Origin of the sequence: Actinopolyspora mortivallis (assembly GCF_003001495.1) — a bacterium.
Lineage (GTDB): Bacteria > Actinomycetota > Actinomycetes > Mycobacteriales > Pseudonocardiaceae > Actinopolyspora > Actinopolyspora mortivallis_A.
In genome coordinates, this window is sequence record NZ_PVSR01000018.1 from 1 (window position 1) to 15,036 (window position 15,036).

At 69.7% G+C, this 15,036-nt stretch carries 16 protein-coding genes and 1 riboswitch; of the genes, 3 read left to right on the forward strand and 13 right to left on the reverse strand.

Annotation, left to right across the window (positions count from 1 at the left end):
• Positions 1 to 31: 31 nt before the first annotated feature.
• Genes CEP50_RS11430 through CEP50_RS11440 form a run of 3 tightly spaced genes read right to left on the reverse strand, consistent with a single transcriptional unit; the run spans position 32 to position 721 of the window.
• On the reverse strand, positions 32 to 253 hold the full coding sequence (locus CEP50_RS11430) for a hypothetical protein (protein WP_146134801.1): 222 nt from the start codon (positions 251 to 253) through the stop codon (positions 32 to 34).
• Positions 246 to 482, reverse strand: a complete 237-nt coding sequence (locus CEP50_RS11435) for a hypothetical protein (protein ID WP_106113942.1) — start codon at positions 480 to 482, stop codon at positions 246 to 248. Before CEP50_RS11435 ends, CEP50_RS11430 begins: the two co-directional genes overlap by 8 nt.
• The gene (locus CEP50_RS11440) at positions 479 to 721 is read right to left on the reverse strand and encodes a zinc finger protein (RefSeq protein WP_106113943.1); all 243 of its coding nucleotides are present in this window, start codon (positions 719 to 721) and stop codon (positions 479 to 481) included. The genes CEP50_RS11435 and CEP50_RS11440 overlap by 4 nt, the downstream gene beginning before the upstream one ends.
• A 126-nt stretch (positions 722 to 847) precedes the next feature.
• Between CEP50_RS11440 and CEP50_RS11445 the strand changes: the two genes are divergently transcribed.
• Positions 848 to 1,702 (forward strand): helix-turn-helix domain-containing protein, encoded by an 855-nt coding sequence (locus CEP50_RS11445; protein ID WP_106113944.1) that lies wholly within the window; start codon positions 848 to 850, stop codon positions 1,700 to 1,702.
• Positions 1,699 to 1,896, forward strand: a complete 198-nt coding sequence (locus tag CEP50_RS11450) for a DUF397 domain-containing protein (protein ID WP_106113945.1) — start codon at positions 1,699 to 1,701, stop codon at positions 1,894 to 1,896. The genes CEP50_RS11445 and CEP50_RS11450 overlap by 4 nt, the downstream gene beginning before the upstream one ends.
• Positions 1,897 to 2,308: 412 nt before the next feature.
• Here the strand turns inward: CEP50_RS11450 and CEP50_RS11455 are convergent, their stop codons facing one another.
• Together CEP50_RS11455 and CEP50_RS11460 are read right to left on the reverse strand one after the other, a co-directional pair.
• Complete coding sequence (locus tag CEP50_RS11455) at positions 2,309 to 3,373, reverse strand: alpha/beta hydrolase (protein ID WP_219905440.1); 1,065 nt, start codon at positions 3,371 to 3,373, stop codon at positions 2,309 to 2,311.
• Positions 3,374 to 3,444: 71 nt separating this feature from the next.
• Positions 3,445 to 4,875: an MFS transporter gene (locus CEP50_RS11460; RefSeq protein ID WP_219905441.1), complete on the reverse strand. Its 1,431-nt coding sequence runs from the start codon at positions 4,873 to 4,875 to the stop codon at positions 3,445 to 3,447.
• Positions 4,876 to 5,521: 646 nt separating this feature from the next.
• Here CEP50_RS11460 and CEP50_RS11465 point away from each other — a divergent pair.
• Entirely contained in the window at positions 5,522 to 6,427 is a 906-nt protein-coding gene (locus CEP50_RS11465; protein ID WP_106113993.1) for an esterase/lipase family protein, read from the forward strand.
• 123 nt (positions 6,428 to 6,550) lie between these two features.
• Here the strand turns inward: CEP50_RS11465 and CEP50_RS11470 are convergent, their stop codons facing one another.
• The 8 genes from CEP50_RS11470 to CEP50_RS11505 form a co-directional block, all read right to left on the reverse strand.
• The gene (locus CEP50_RS11470; protein WP_106113947.1) at positions 6,551 to 8,632 is read right to left on the reverse strand and encodes a putative bifunctional diguanylate cyclase/phosphodiesterase; all 2,082 of its coding nucleotides are present in this window, start codon (positions 8,630 to 8,632) and stop codon (positions 6,551 to 6,553) included.
• A gap of 337 nt (positions 8,633 to 8,969) precedes the next feature.
• Positions 8,970 to 9,157, forward strand: a riboswitch (cobalamin riboswitch).
• Positions 9,158 to 9,165: 8 nt separating this feature from the next.
• Positions 9,166 to 9,927 carry an urease accessory protein UreD gene (locus CEP50_RS11475; RefSeq protein ID WP_181188341.1) on the reverse strand — a complete coding sequence of 254 codons (762 nt, stop codon included), beginning with the start codon at positions 9,925 to 9,927 and terminating at the stop codon, positions 9,166 to 9,168.
• Positions 9,927 to 10,661 (reverse strand): urease accessory protein UreG, encoded by a 735-nt coding sequence (gene ureG / locus CEP50_RS11480; RefSeq protein ID WP_106113948.1) that lies wholly within the window; start codon positions 10,659 to 10,661, stop codon positions 9,927 to 9,929. The genes CEP50_RS11475 and ureG overlap by 1 nt, the downstream gene beginning before the upstream one ends.
• On the reverse strand, positions 10,651 to 11,379 hold the full coding sequence (locus CEP50_RS11485; protein ID WP_106113949.1) for an urease accessory protein UreF: 729 nt from the start codon (positions 11,377 to 11,379) through the stop codon (positions 10,651 to 10,653). Before CEP50_RS11485 ends, ureG begins: the two co-directional genes overlap by 11 nt.
• Positions 11,380 to 11,392: 13 nt before the next feature.
• Positions 11,393 to 13,132 (reverse strand): urease subunit alpha, encoded by a 1,740-nt coding sequence (locus CEP50_RS11490; protein WP_106113950.1) that lies wholly within the window; start codon positions 13,130 to 13,132, stop codon positions 11,393 to 11,395.
• The gene (locus CEP50_RS11495; protein WP_106113951.1) at positions 13,129 to 13,479 is read right to left on the reverse strand and encodes an urease subunit beta; all 351 of its coding nucleotides are present in this window, start codon (positions 13,477 to 13,479) and stop codon (positions 13,129 to 13,131) included. Before CEP50_RS11495 ends, CEP50_RS11490 begins: the two co-directional genes overlap by 4 nt.
• Before the next feature lie 8 nt (positions 13,480 to 13,487).
• The gene (locus tag CEP50_RS11500; RefSeq protein WP_106113952.1) at positions 13,488 to 13,790 is read right to left on the reverse strand and encodes an urease subunit gamma; all 303 of its coding nucleotides are present in this window, start codon (positions 13,788 to 13,790) and stop codon (positions 13,488 to 13,490) included.
• Between the two features lie 247 nt (positions 13,791 to 14,037).
• Entirely contained in the window at positions 14,038 to 14,943 is a 906-nt protein-coding gene (locus CEP50_RS11505; RefSeq protein ID WP_106113953.1) for a patatin-like phospholipase family protein, read from the reverse strand.
• Between the last annotated feature and the right edge of the window lie 93 nt (positions 14,944 to 15,036).

Genomic DNA, 15,036 nt, shown 5'->3' on the forward strand with positions numbered 1-15,036 from the left:
CCCGGCACCCGAACCGTGGTTGTGAAGCTCGTCAGAGGGCGCGCAGGCCGGCCAGCACCCGGGCCAACAGCGCCCGATCCGGAACCAGGGACAGCACCGGGGTAGGCTCGGTCTGCCGACCCGGCAAGGTGGAGCTGCCGGGTCGGCGCTTGGCCACCGCCGTCGGCGGCAGAGTGCCCGACCAGGACAGCCGACGAGGCCACCACACCCCGGCCAGACCCAACACGGCAGGCGCGGGCAGAGACCTAGCCATCGCTGCCACCCCGATACCCCACCCCGTCCACAGTGGCGGCAGGAACGTCCTCCACTCGTCCAGCGTGCTCACCCAGCGCGGCGGCCAACTCCTCCAGCGCGGCGGCCACGTCCCGACACTGCCCGCTGGTGTAGCGCCGCCCACCGACCTCGTAAGCGGCCTCCTCCACCAACCACGTGCCCCGCACCAACAACTCGGCCAGCACGGCCCCCGAACTCGGCCCGCTCACGACCGCTGCCCCACATCCGGACGCGGCGGAGCCCCCACGATCTCCCGCGCCCTGTCATCACAGTCCGGGCAGGTCCACCACAACCAGGCCAGCTCACCCTCACAGGCCTCCACCCTCAACCCACACAGGGTGGACACCCACTGGCCCTCCGGATACACCCTGCGCCCCCGCTGAGAGACCGGATCCATGCTGGCGTGGCGTGCCCGCTCGGCGGGCACCCACGCAATCGGATGTGACATAGCGTAATCTCCAATCCGAACACCAACTTGGTGCCGTCACCAAATAATCCAGGTACTGTCACCATGTGATCAATCGCTCGATTAGGTGATCCATTGCGCTGATCACGCACGCTAGAGTTTGGTGACATGGCCGAGACCACAAATCCGGCGCCGCGTGCCTATCTACTGGGTTCTGAATTGCGCTACGCCCGCACTCAAGCTCATATGACGATGCGCGATCTCGCGGAACGGCTGGATCTCTCACATTCCGTGATCGTCCGTTGGGAAAACGGGTCGCGAGTCCCCTCATCCGACTCGGTGTCAGCGGTGTGCGCCGTCCTCGGTCTGTCCAGCTCAGAGCGGGATCGCCTAGCCGAGATGGCACGGGAAGCAGCCGCCGAACCGGCGAACTCCGTCTCAGTGGGATCCACGGGTGAGCAGGACCAACTTGCCGCGCTACTGGAGTACGAACGCAACGCCTCCGCGATCACTGACGTTGCCCCGGTGCTCATGCCGGGGCTGACGCAGACCTCGGACTATGTGCGAGCGATCGTCGGCACCGAAAACGGCGACCTCGATAAATGGGTCAACATGCGGCTGGGGCGAAAGGACATCATCACCCGACGACGGAACCCCACTCACTATGTGGCGTTCCTCTTGGAAGTTGTACTTCACCAGCAAATCGGTGACCGTGAGACCCACATCGACCAACTGCACCACCTGATCGAGCTGGGCAAATGCGACAACGTCGAGATCCGTGTGATCCCGACTACGGCCGGTTGGACCCCAGCACACACAGGCCCGTTCGTTCTGTTGGAATTCGACCGCGCCGACCCGGTAGTGCACCTCGAACACCACAGGTCCAGCGCAACACTACGCGACAAGGATGACGTGACAGCCTATCTCGAAGCACGAGATCATCTCGCACGTGCGGCGATGACCCCGGAGGACTCGATCGGACACATCGCCGCCGTGGTCAACCGATTGGAGAATACAGCGTGACTCTACCGCAGACCCCCGACAACTGGCGCAAGTCCAGCCGATCGAGCAACCAAACCAACTGCGTCGAAGTCGGCCGCGTCGGCGACGGCGCCGCCGTGCGCGACACCAAGGACCGCTCGGCCGGGTACGTCACCACCACCCGCCAGCAGTGGACGGCGTTCCTCGACGCGGTCAAGAACAACCGCTTCGAGTGACCCCGTAGCGACAACACGGCGCCCCCGGAAGGGTTCCGGGGGCGCCGTTTTCATGTCATGCCCCGCGTGTGCCGCGAGTGCGTGGCCCGATTTTGCCTAAAACTGGCCCGGCCCCGTCCCCGCGTGTGCGGAGAACACATCCCCCGAAGGGCCGCGCGGCCGTGACGAAGAGTCCATCCCCGCGTGTGCGGGGAAAACATGCTCGCCGAGCTAGAGCTGCACTGCACCTGGGGTCCATCCCCGCGTGTGCGGGGAACACACGTACTGACCTGCGGATTTCCATCAGCGTTATTCACTTGTGATCTTCCGTGGGAAGCACGCGCATCCTAGTCGGCCCACACCGACCACCACAACGACTCCCCCGGCAGCCCCGGCCGGGCGGACCCGGCCGGGTCGCTGTCCGGTCCCGCTTTCAGCGGTAGAAGTCCCGGCTCAACAACGGCCAGGAGCGGTGCAGCGCACGTTCCCAGTACGGCCAGCTGTGCGTTCCGGGCCCGTAGAAGTCGGTGGTCACCGGAATGTCCCGCCTGCGCAGTTTGCGCACGAAGGACTCCGAGGTCCGCAGCGCGGCGGGCTCCAGCACGTCGAAACCCGGCCCGTCGTCCAGCGGCCCGCTCAACCCGTTCCCGCTGGAGACGTAGAGATCCGTCCCCCGCAGACTCTCCACGTTGTCGTAGGGGTTGTGCGAACGCCACAGGTGCGGGGCGATCCTGTCGTCCCCCCACAGTGCTCGCCAGTCGTAGTAGCCCTCCCGGATCAGGATTCCCTTCACCACCGCCGGGATCAGCGGCCCCATCGTGTTGAGCATCCCGCTGTAGGAGGCCGCCGCGTCGAACATGTCCGGATGCCGGAAGGCGTAGTGCATGGCGCCGAAACCACCGATGGACACCCCGGCCACGGCCCGCCGCTCACCGGCGCGGAAGTTACGTTCCAGGATCTGTCTGACCTCGGTGAGGTGGAAGGTCTCCCAGTCCGGGATGTCGACCATCCCGTGGTTGTGCCAGGCGCTGTACATCCCCGCCGGGCCGTCGCTGGGCATCACCACGATCACCTCCTTGTCGGCGGTGAACTCCCGGACGTCGGTGAACCTGGTCCAGGACTCGTAGTCGGCCACCTCGCAACAGCCGTGCAGCAGGTACAGCACGGGCCACCTGCGCCAGGGCTGTTGCTGCCACCTCGGTGGGAACAGCACCCGCACCATGCCGTGCTCCCCCAGCGAGGGGGAGTCGATGGCCAGGTCCATCGTTCGCTTCCCCAGTATCCGTCGCTCGGCGATGCGGGCCCCGTTGTCGGCGGGGACGTTGCCGCCGTAGCCCCCGGAGAACCCGGGCAGCGGGTCGCGGGGGAACCAGTCGGGGAAGGCGTGCCCGTCCCAGGGGTCCTCGGCCGAGCCGAGGGCACCGCCCGCCGAGAAGGGCACGGAAAGCACCAGGAACAGGACGGTGAGAACACCGAGCACACGCGACGGTCTGCGCACCAGAACTCCTCTCCGAACCAACCCGTGACGACGCCGATCCCGGGGCGTGCCCGCGTGAGCCGACAAGCGGCTCACACACCCCCTTCGCGCGCGGCGGAGACCTCCGGGGCGGGGTCGGTCTCGCCGGAGCCCCCACCGCGCTCGGGATCCTCAGGACGCAGCAGCGGCAACGCGGCCAGCGCCGCGATCCCCTGCAGAACCGCGGCCACCACCAACCCGTGGGTGTAGCCGGAGGCCAGCGCCTCCGGCCGGTCCAGCCCCGAGGCGAGCCCCCGCGCGAGCACCACGCTGACCACCGCGCCGATCAGGGCCACCCCGAAGGCGCTGGAGACCTCCCGGGAGGCCGTGAGCACCCCCGAGGCCCCGCCCGCCTCGGACTCCCCGCTCGCCTCCAGCGCGTGGGAGGTCAGCGGAGCCGTCAGCGCCGAACCGAGCCCGATCACCAGCAGCGCCGGGAAACGCGGCAGGAGCTGGGGAAGGTGGTTGACCCCGGCCAGCAGGAACAGCCCCACCGAGACGGTCGCGAGCCCGCACGCCACCACGGCGGCGACCCCGAAGGCGCGCGTGGCCCGGGGGACGAAGGGGGTGGCCAGCACCACCCCGACCGCCACCAGCACCAGCGGCAGTCCCGCCGAGTCCGGCGCGAGCCCCAGGTAGCGCTGGTGCAGCAACGGGGTGAAGAACACCACGCCGCTGATGCCCAGCCCCCACAGCACCAGCAGCGAGTTCGCCCCGAGGAAGACGCGGCCGGTCACCAAGCGGGCCGGTACCAGCGGCGCGGAACTGCGCCGTTCCGCCAGGACGAACCCGCACAGCACCGCCCCGCCCGCTCCTCCCAGCAGCACGGCGGAGCGCACACCGAGCTCCCCCTCGGCGGAGGTCACCAGCGCGGTGAGCAGCAGGGTGAGCCCCGTGGTCACCGCCAGGGCGGCACTCAGCCGCACCGGGTCACGGCGTCCACCACCCCGGTCGGGGACCCCGCGCGTGAGGAACAACGCGACGGCGGGCGCCACGAAGAGCACGTTGCCGTGGAAGATCCAGCTCCAGTGCGCGTGCCGCGCCACGAGCCCGCCCAGCCACGGCCCCGAGGCCAGCGCCGCGGCCAGGGCCGCCGTCCACGTGGCGGCCGCGGTGGCTCTCCAGCCGCCGGGCAGCTCGGTGCGCAGCAGTCCCAGGGTTCCCGGCACGATGACGGCCGCCGCCACACCCTGCAGAACCCGTCCGAGCAGCAACGGGACGGCGTTCCAGGAGAGTCCGCAGAGGACGGCCCCGGCGCAGAACAGCACGAGCCCGGCGAGCAACGCGCGGTCCCCGAGCCGGTCCAGCACCGCTCCGGCCACCAGCACCAGCCCGGCGTAGGGAAGCATATAGGCGATGCTCACCCACTGGAGCGTGCCCAGGTCCATCGCGAAGTCCTCGCCGACGGACGGGGCGATCACGGCCACCACCGTGTTGTCCAGGGCGGTGACGAAACCGACCGAGGCGACGACGGTGAGGATCACCAGCGGATTCCGGTGGAATCGTCGAGGCGGATTCGTCGACGTGGTCACGGAACCACCGGTTTTCCCCCGCGCGCGGATGTTCCGGCCCCGGACGTCCGGCACGGACCACGACATCCGCCCCCGGAACAGGGCCCCGTTCCCCTCATCGGATCCGCTCCGTCCTCTCGTCGGTTCCCGCTCTTTTCCGAAAGAATCGTTTCCCGTCCCACGCTGGTGGAGCGGCCAAGATACTCGAAGTACGGGGGAACCACAAGAAATCTCCCGGACGCCGCAGTGAATTCATAACCTCGTTGACAAAGACTCCCCGGAGAACCGCTCACCGCTCCGCGCCACGGTGTCACCACCGTGCCAGGACGGCAGGACACCGCACCCCGTGCCGCGAACCGTTCTCCTCACCGCCCGGCCCCGGGACGACGACGCGGAACGGAGTCATTCGGATGACAATCGAGGACCCGACAGTGCTCAGCTCCGCGAGTTCTTTCCGCACGACGCGCGGAAAAAACCGGGGAAATCCCCTCCGAACGCTTTCGAAGTATTGATCCGCTCTCGCCCCGTGTGGAGGCTGACGAAACACGGACGAACGGGGGCGAAACACCGGATTCCCACCGGAAGAAACGCCTTCCGCAGCATCCCCGAAGGAGTGGAAATGCATCGAACAAAGCGCACCTGGCGGGTTCTCCTCGCCTCTCTCGGCGCCGTCGCGCTGGCCGCGACGGCCGGAATCGGCACGGCTTCCGCCGACGACGAAACCGGAGAGACCGGTCCACGACAGGACGACTTCCTGTCGGCGTTCTTCTACTCGCAGAAACACCCGGAGGCGGTGCCCCCCGGGGCCAACGACTTCTCGTGCACCCCCGGCCCCGAACACCCCGACCCCGTGGTCCTGGTGCACGGGACGTTCGAGAACCGCTACGACAACTGGGCGGGGCTCTCCCCGGAACTCGCCGAGCGCGGCTACTGCGTGTTCGCCCTGAACTACGGGGGCAGCGAGGGCAACCCGATCAAGGGGACGAGGGAGATCACCCGCTCCGCACGGCAGCTGGACGGGTTCGTCGAGCGCGTGCTGCGGGCCACCGGAGCGGACGAGGTGGACATCGTGGGCCACTCCCAGGGCGGGATGATGCCCCGGTACTACATCGAGAACCTCGGCGGCGCGGACCGGGTGGACTCGCTGGTCGGGCTCGTTCCCTCGAACCACGGCACCACGCTGTGGGGGCTGGACACACTGGGATCGTTCCTGCCCGAGGGAACCCCGCCGTGTGCCTCGTGCACCCAGCAGTTGAAGGACTCCGAGTTCATCACCGAACTCAACGCGGGCGGTGAGACCCGTCCCGAGGTGGACTACACCGTCATCGCCACCAAGTTCGACGAGGTGGTGACCCCCTACACCTCCTCGTTCCTGGAGGAGGCACCGAACGTGACCAACCAGACCCTGCAGGACTTCTGCTCCGGCAGGCTGACCGAGCACGTGGGGATCTCCTACGACCCTGCCGCCCAGCAGCTGGTGTTCAACGCGCTGAACCCGGACGGGGCCGAGCCCCCCACCTGCTGAGAACACGAGAGTGCGGCGGTGACCGCGTCGGGAACGGTTCGGGGGATCACCCGGCAGGCGGAACCTTCCGGGGTCTGTCGCCGGGTGGTCCCCCAGCGTGGGGCCGGGAGCGCTTCCGCTGCCTCATCCGCCGAACAGGCGCACTCCTCCCGCCCGCACCGTCTCGCACAGCCGTTCGCACGACATGGGACGGGAGAACAACCACCCCTGGTAGGTGTGCACGCCCACCCCGCGCAGCACCTCGAACTGCTCGCGTGTCTCCACTCCTTCGGCCGTGCAGGTGCACCCGAGGGCCTCGGCCAGGTCGGCGATGGCCTTGACCACGGAAAGCCCCGAACGTCCCGTGGTGACCTCGGAGACGAAGCTCCGGTCGATCTTGATGATGTCTATGGGGAACTCCTTCAGCCGCGCCAGCGAGGAGTAGCCGGTGCCGAAGTCGTCCAGCGCGAACCGCGCCCCCTTGGCGGTCAGTTCGCTCATGGTCTCGGCTCCCTTGGTGGGGAGGTTGATCAGCGAGGTCTCCACCAGCTCGACGGCGATGTCGGACCATCCGAGGCCGGACTCCTCCAGGGCCGACTCCAGCACCTCCACGAAGTCGTGGTCGGCCGGGGAGAACTCACCCAGGTTGAACGCCACCACCACGCGCCCCCCGTCCGGCCTGCGCGGCCAGCTCGCCGCGTCCCGCATCGCCGAGCGCAGCACGCAGTGGTCCAGCGAGCGCAGCATGTCCCCCCGCGCGGCCACGGGCAGGAAACTCCCCGGGCTCAGCAGTCCCCGCTCGGGATGGTGCCAGCGCACCAGGGCCTCGGCGGCGACGATCACACCGGTGTCGTCCACCACCGGCTGGTAGTGCAGGGTGAGTTCCTCCGCCTCGATCGCGGCCCGCAGTTCGCTCTCCAGCTGGAGCTGGCGGTCCATCGAGTCGATCAGCGCGGTGCTGGCCACCGAGATCCGGTCCCTGCCGCCGCTCTTCGCGTCCATCACGGCGGCGCTGGCCGAACGCAGCAGGTCCTCGGGGTTGGTCTCCCCCTCGGCCACGGCCACGCCCACCGAGACCGAGACCTGGATGGGCGGGTGTCCCCGCAGGTACACGGGGCGGTTGAACAGGTCGGTCACCAGGGTGGCCATCTCGTCCACTCCGCCCGCCTCGGCCACGTCCGGGCAGACCACCAGGTACTCGTCGGCGGCCATCCGCGCCGCCAGCCAGCCCTCAGGCAGGTCGCCGCGCAGCCTCTTGGCCATCTCGACGAGCAGGTCGTCCCCGGCCTGTAGTCCCAGCGACTCGTTGATCCGGCGGAAGTTGGTGATGTCGCAGTAGAGCATGGCCAGGCGTTCGGTGTCGGCGTTCCCGAGCAGCTGGGTGATGGCGGCACGGTTGGGCAGACCGGTCAGCTCGTCGTGGGTGGCCCAGTAACGCCATTCCTCCATGACCCGTTGACGTTCGGTGAGGTCCTGGAAGGCCACCAGCCAGAACGGCTCGCCGTCCGGCCCCGCCGAGCGGGTGATGTGCAGTTCGCAGACCAGTCGCCTGCCGTCCGCCCGGACCAGCGGCCACTCCTGGACGATCTCCCGTTCGGGCGGGGTCCCGGCACGGAACACCTCACGCAGTCGTCGCCGGTCCGAGACGTTGGGATGGACCATGTCCGCGGCGTGGACGCCGCGCAGCTCCTCCCCGCCGTGGCCGAGCAGTTCGCACAGGGCGACGTTGGAGTCGCGCAGGTGGCCGGACGAGTCGAACACGCCGATCCCCACGGGAGCCAGGGAGAACAGGTCGCGGAACTGTTGCAGCGACCTTTCCAGCTGGAAGTGCAGATCGGTTTCGTCCCTGGTCACCCGCGCGAAACCGCGCAGTTCGCCCTCGCTGGACCACAGGGCGGTGGTGACCACGTGGGCCCAGAAACGGCTGCCGTCCTTGCGGACCCTCCACCCCTCGTCGACGCAGCTGCCCTCGCGCACCGCCCTGTCGAGCAGCTGCCGTGGTTTCCCGGAGGCGATCTGTTCCTCGGTGTAGAAGAGCGCGATGTTGTTGCCGACCACCTCCGCGGCCGAGGCCCCGGTGATGTGCTCGGCTCCGGTGTTCCAGCTCGACACCACACCGTCCGGGTCGAGGGTGTAGACCGCGTATTCCCGCAGCGAGGCCCCGAGCTTGCCGACCAGTTCCTCCGTGTCGATCCGAATCCCGCCTTGGTTGTCCGCATCGCTCATGTACCCGCTCCGGCTACCGAGTCGCGATCGGCCCGTGGTCTCGTCAGCCGACCCGTCTTTACGAATCAGTGTCCCGCACGTTCCGAACCCCGACCGGTTCCACCGAACCCTGTTCCCCGGTGTGGCACCGTTGCCGTCGAGTGTCCGCCAGGATCACAGTACGCGCACGGCTTCTCGGGACGAGATTTCACCCGAAGGTGTGAGACGGTTTCCTCACCACGAGAATGCTGTTGCCAAGGAGAAGCATCACTTTCCGCGCAGTACCGCGTCGACGGATCACGTCCTGCGCTGCCGAAACATCCGAACAGCCCTGAACACTCCGTCCACGGGGGACTTGACACCCAGACACGACGGTGTGAACGTCCTGCGTGACAACAACGCGGCGACGCGCGGGAAGCCGGTGCGAGTCCGGCACGGTCCCGCCACTGTGAGTGGGGAGTCTCCCGCCAACACGCCACTGTCCGAGGCCGGGAAGGCGGCGGGTGAGTGACGGGCGTGGCCACCGGCCACCGTGGAGTGATCGCGTGCCGGGCTCACCCGGCGACGGGGGAGAGTTCCTCTCCACAGGGATGGGCCGCCCTGGCCCGGGAGAGGGCGTCCCCTGCCGTGACCACGTCCCCGGCCAGCACCGTGCTCAGTGCCCCTCCCCCGGCCAGCGGCATCAGCGCCCACCCGTCCCCGGAGCACTCCACGGGATCGCGGTCCCAGACCACGGCCTCCGTGGCCAGCACGCGGGCCCCTCCGAGATAGGCGTGGCTGTCGCGCAGCCGGGAGTCGGCGGTGTCGAAACCGTTACGCAACAACGCGGTTCCGGCGCGTTCCAGCTCCAGGCGGCTGCGCAGCCTTCCGGGGCGCTCCCCGCTGCGTCCCAGCACGAGGACCTCCCGGCAGCACAACCGGGCGTGTTCTCCCATCCGGACCGACAGTTCGGCCTCGTGTTCGGCCCGGGAGGTCACCACCGTGGGTTCGGGGAGGTACTCGACCGTGCCACCGTCGGCCACCTCGATCCGGACCGAGCCACGACTTCCGCCGGGACGGTGTCCCGGAAGCGCCAGGGTGGCCGCCGTGCCGCGCAGCAGCAGCCGGGCCCCCGCTCCGACGTGCACGTCCAGGTCGAGGTCGTCGCCTCCCAGCGGGGAGGTGGCCGAGCCGACCAGGTGCACCACGACCGCCCCGGAGGGCTCCTCACGCCGACGCCGGGGGAGCAGCGTCAGCGGCGCGTGGGAACGCAGCTCGCGCACCACCGAGCGGGACCGCTCGTCCGCCTCCACGACCAGTCGGGCTCTGGACCGCATCACACCACCGGTTCGGTGGAACGGCTCCACTCGGCGAGCCGCTGCCGCACCCAGTTCGCGGTGTCCCCGGCGCTCGGGTCGTCGGTCAACGACTGGGTGATCACGGGGAGGTCCCCTCGCATCCGGTGGGCGTCCGCGCACATGACGGACATGTCGGCCCCGACCCGTTCGGCCAGGTCCACCTTGTTGATCACGAGCAGGTCCGCCGTGGTCACCCCGGGGCCGCCCTTGCGGGGAACCTTGTCCCCTCCCGCCACGTCGACGACGAAGATCTGCGCGTCGGCGAGTCCCCGGCTGAACACGGCGGTGAGGTTGTCCCCACCGCTTTCCACCAGCACCAGCTCCAAGCCGGGGTGAACCCGCTGCAACCGCTCCACCGCGTCGAGGTTGGCGGTGATGTCGTCCCGGATGGCGGTGTGCGGGCAGGCTCCCGTCTGCACCGCCTCGATCCGGCTGGTGTCCAGCACCGCCGCACGACGGAGGAAGTCCGCGTCCTCGGTGGTGTAGATGTCGTTGGTGACCACGGCCAGTTCCGTCTCCGCGCCGAGGGTGCGGCACAGGGCCGCGGTCAACGCGGTCTTGCCGCTGCCGACGGGGCCTCCGATGCCGATCCGCAGCGGGCGGTCCGCGCGGCGCTCCGCGCTGAACGGGTCCGGTCCGGCCGCCGTGGGGTCGAAGTCGACCGGGTGCCGGTGGGTGGCTCCGGCGTGCTCGTGGGCGTGTTCAGCTGGCAAAGAGTCGCACCTCTTCCTCGTGGTGTTTGCGGTGTGCCTGGGCGAGCAGGTCCAGCGCGGGAGCCCCCGTCGAGGGCAGCTCGGCGGCGGGCAGTGCCGCCGTGCGGGCCGCCGCCCGCGCGAGCCGTTCCGTGTCCGTCTCGAAGGCGGCCACCGCCGCGTTGGCCGCGAAGGGGTCGAGGCCGAGCAGGCGCACCGCCGCCGAGGCCGGACCGCTGAGCGCGAGGTAGGCCACCACCGCCGCCGCGTCCTTCGGCCCCGCCAGGGAGCTCGCCCCCACCAGCACCCCGACCACCAGCGGGTGGTGGGGACTGTCCGTGACGCTCAGCAGTTCCCGCAGCGCCGGGGAGGGCCATGCCGTCCGCCCTGCCCGGGCGGTACCGCGCCCCTGGGACCGGGAGGCCGCACGCTGGGCCGGGGAGGGAACGCGGGCGTCGTACTCGGTGTCCAGTTCGGACCAGTGACTCCGGGGAGCTCCCCGGGCGGCGGCGTGGGCAGCGGCGGCGGCGAACACGGCGGCCTGCCGTCCCGCGCCGTGCAGGCGTCCGCGCAGGAACTCCCGCAGTTCGTGCGGGCCGGTGACGGTGCCGCGGTGGACGGCCTCCTCCAGACCTCCCGAGTGCGCGTGGCCGCCTCCCGGCAGGCGCGCGTCGGCCAGCGCGAGCACGGCCAGCGAGCTCGCCGGGCCGGAGGGCGGGGGTTGCTGTCGTTCGGTCATCACACTCGTCGTTTCAGAACAGGAAGTAGCGCTGTGCCAGGGGAACCTCGTCCACCGGTTCGGGTTCGACGAGTTCCCCCTCGACACGCACCGCGAAGCTGTCCGGGTCCACCTCGATCTCGGGAGTGGCCTCGTTGAGCGGCATGTCGGCCTTGGTGACCCCGCGGGTGTCGGAGACCCCGACCAGCCCGCTGCGCAGACCCAGCCGCTCGTCCAAACCGGACTCCAGGGACTCGGGCGCGACGAAGAACAGCGAGCCCGCCGCCGGCGCTCCCGCCAGCTGGCCGAACATCGGACGGGAGAGCACCGGCTGCGGCGTGGGGATGGAGGCGTTGGCGTCCCCCACCGCCGCCCGGACGGGGAAACCGCTCTTGAGCACCATGTGCGGACGAACCCCGAAGAACTTCGGCTCCCACAGCACGAGGTCGGCGAGCTTGCCCGTCTCCACCGAGCCGACCGAGTCCTGGATGCCGTGCGCCACGGCCGGTGCGATCGTGTACTTGGCCACGTAGCGCCGGGCACGCAGGTTGTCGGCGTCCGTGTCCGTCGGCAGGGGTCCCCGTCGCCTCTTCATGGCGTGGGCGGTCTGCCAGGTCCGTGTCACGACCTCACCGATCCGTCCCATCGCCTGGGCGTCCGAGCTGATCATCGAGATGGCACCGAGGTCGTGCAGCACGTCCTCGGCCGCGATGGTGGTGGGGCGGATGCGGCTCTCGGCGAAGGCCAGGTCCTCGGGCACCGAGGGGTTCAGGTGGTGGCACACCATCAGCATGTCCAGGTGCTCGTCGATGGTGTTGACCGTGTGGGGTCGCGTGGGGTTCGTCGAGGAGGGCAGCACGTTGGACCGCGCGGCCACCCGGATCACGTCCGGCGCGTGGCCGCCGCCCGCCCCCTCGGCGTGGTAGGCGTTGACGGAGCGCTCTCCGATGGCCCGCAGGGTGGACTCGAGGAACCCGGCCTCGTTGAGCGTGTCGGTGTGGATGGCCACCTGCACACCGCTGCGTTCGGCCACGCGCAGGGCGGTGTCCACGGCCACCGGTGTGGCGCCCCAGTCCTCGTGCAGTTTGAGTCCGCCCGCCCCGGCACGCAGCTGCTCCTCCAACGGCTCCTCGGCCGCCGTGTTCCCCTTGCCCAGCAGGAGGACGTTCACCGGGGAGTCGTCCAGGGACCGCAACATCCGTCCCAGGTGCCAGGCTCCCGGGGTGACGGTGGTGGCCTTGGAGCCCTCGGTGGGACCGGTTCCCCCGCCGACCAGAGTGGTCACACCGGAGGCCAGCGCCGTGTCGATCTCCTGTGGACAGATGAAGTGCACGTGGCAGTCGATGCCGCCCGCCGTGAGGATCCGCCCGTTGCCGGAGATCACCTCGGTGGAGGGGCCGATCACCATCGCCGGGTCCACCCCGTCGGCCGTGTCCGGGTTCCCGGACTTGCCGATGCCGACGATCCTGCCGTCCCGGACGGCCACGTCGGCCTTGACCACTCCCCAGTGGTCCAGGATCACCGCTCCGGTGATGACCGTGTCCGGAGTTCCCTCCGCCCGGGTGGCCACCGACTGGCCCATGGACTCGCGGACGACCTTGCCGCCCCCGAACACCGTCTCCTCCCCCGAACCCCGCTCGCCCAGGGAGAGGTCGCGGGTGACCTCGACCAGCAGATCGGTGTCGGCCAGCCGTATCCGGTCACCGGTGGTGGGGCCGAACAGCTCCACATAGCGTTGCCGGGAGATCTCCGGCTCCGCCTCGTCACCGCTCACGGCCGTTCCTCCTCTCCCACGGTCTCCCGTTCGGCGCGGCGGTCCAGGTCCCCGGAGTACTCGGGACGCAGGCCCGGCACGGTGCGGCGCCCCTCGATCGGAACCAGCCGCACCTCGCGCTCGACTCCGGGTTCGAAACGCACCGCCGTTCCGGCGGGAATGTCCAGCCTGCGTCCCCACGCGGCCGTCCTGTCGAACGACAGCTCCGGGTTGGCCGCGGCGAAGTGGTAGTGCGAACCGACCTGCACCGGCCGGTCGGCCTCGTTGACCACGAGCAGCCGGATCCGCTCGCGTCCGGGGTGCAGGGGAACCGGTTCGCTGCCGGGAAGGATCTCTCCTGGACGCACTGTGGCTCCTACTGGATCGGTGCGTGCACGGTGACGAGCTTCGTTCCGTCCGGGAAGGTGGCCTCCACCTGCACGTCGTCGATCATCTCGGCCACCCCGTCCATGACCTGTTCCCGGCTCAGCACGTGACGCCCGCTGGACATCAGCTCGGAGACGCTGCGTCCCTCCCGGGCCCCCTCGACCACGTGCTCGGTGATCAGCGCGACCGCCTCGGGATAGTTCATCCTCAGCCCGCGCTCCAGCCTGCTCCGAGCGAGCTGCGCCGCGACGTGGACGAGCAGCTTGTCACGTTCCTGGGGTGCGAGGTGCATGACGCGTTTTTAGCATTGCGAACTATTTTCGGCAGCCCGCACAACACGAACGTCACCGGAAAGAAACAAATCCGTCCGGTTCGGACCGGATCGTCACCCCGCGTCCGGTTCGTCGCCGGTGAGCGGCTCGCCGCACCGGAGACGAACCCACCGCGATCCAGAGCGGGAAACAGTCCCGAAACCTCGGGAAACACACGGGAGCCGCCGAGTCACCCTCGTGGACTCCTCGACGGCGATGCCACCCGGATCAGGCCGTTTCCACACCCCGCCGTGCTGTGCGGGCAACCCCCGCGATGTCCACCGGCTCGGCGGGCACGGGACGCGCCCGCGGCAGCCACTCGGCGGCGGTGCGCCACGCCCAGTCGATCAGGGCGGCGGAGTGCTTGAACGAGTAGGGGGAGAGCCGGTCGACCTTCGGGGCGGGCAGCACGTAGAGCTCACAACGCGCGGCGTTGAGCTGCATGTCCAGTTCGGAGGCCGCGTACATGGCCGCGCTCAACGCCGCACCGTTGACCGCCGGAATGGACCCGCCCACTCCCTTGTCCGGGGGAAGCTGTTCGAACTCCGCCGAGTCCAGCGGCCGCGTCCCCCCGCACGGCAGCACGTACACCCGCTCCGCGCCCTGCTCCACGGCGCGGCTGATGGGCATGAACGCGGCCGGGCCACCGTCGACGAAACGACGTCCTCCGATCTCCACCGGCGGGAACACACCGGGGATGGCGCAGGAGGCCACCAGGGCGGGCAGGGCCGGACCACTCGTGAAGTAGGTGGCCTCGCCGCTCTCCAGGTCGGTGGCGGTGACCGTGAGGGGCACCTCGGCCTGGTCGAGACGCCGGAAGGGCAACGTGCGATGCAGCCACCCGGCCAGTCCCCTGTTGCTCATCAGGTGGTCGGACAGTCCGAGTTTTCCGGCCAGGATCCGCATCGGTTCGACCGGGAACACGTCACCGCGCCGCATCGTCCGCCAGATCTCGCGCAGCCTCTCGGCGCCGCGCGGCGTGGGGTCGGCGGCCAGCCATGCCGAGTTCAACGCCCCGGCGGAGGTCCCGATCAGCATGTCCGGCGGGGACTCCACCTCGAACAGCGCACTGACCAGACCCGCCTGCACGGCCCCGAACGTGGATCCGCCCGGAAGCACCCACGCCGTCGACATCCGTGTCCCCCTCGTCTCGGGTTCCGCCGTTCTCGTGCGCGGGGCACGTCCCGGCGGCGGTGGCCGCCGCGGACACCCCGCGGACCGGTGTCT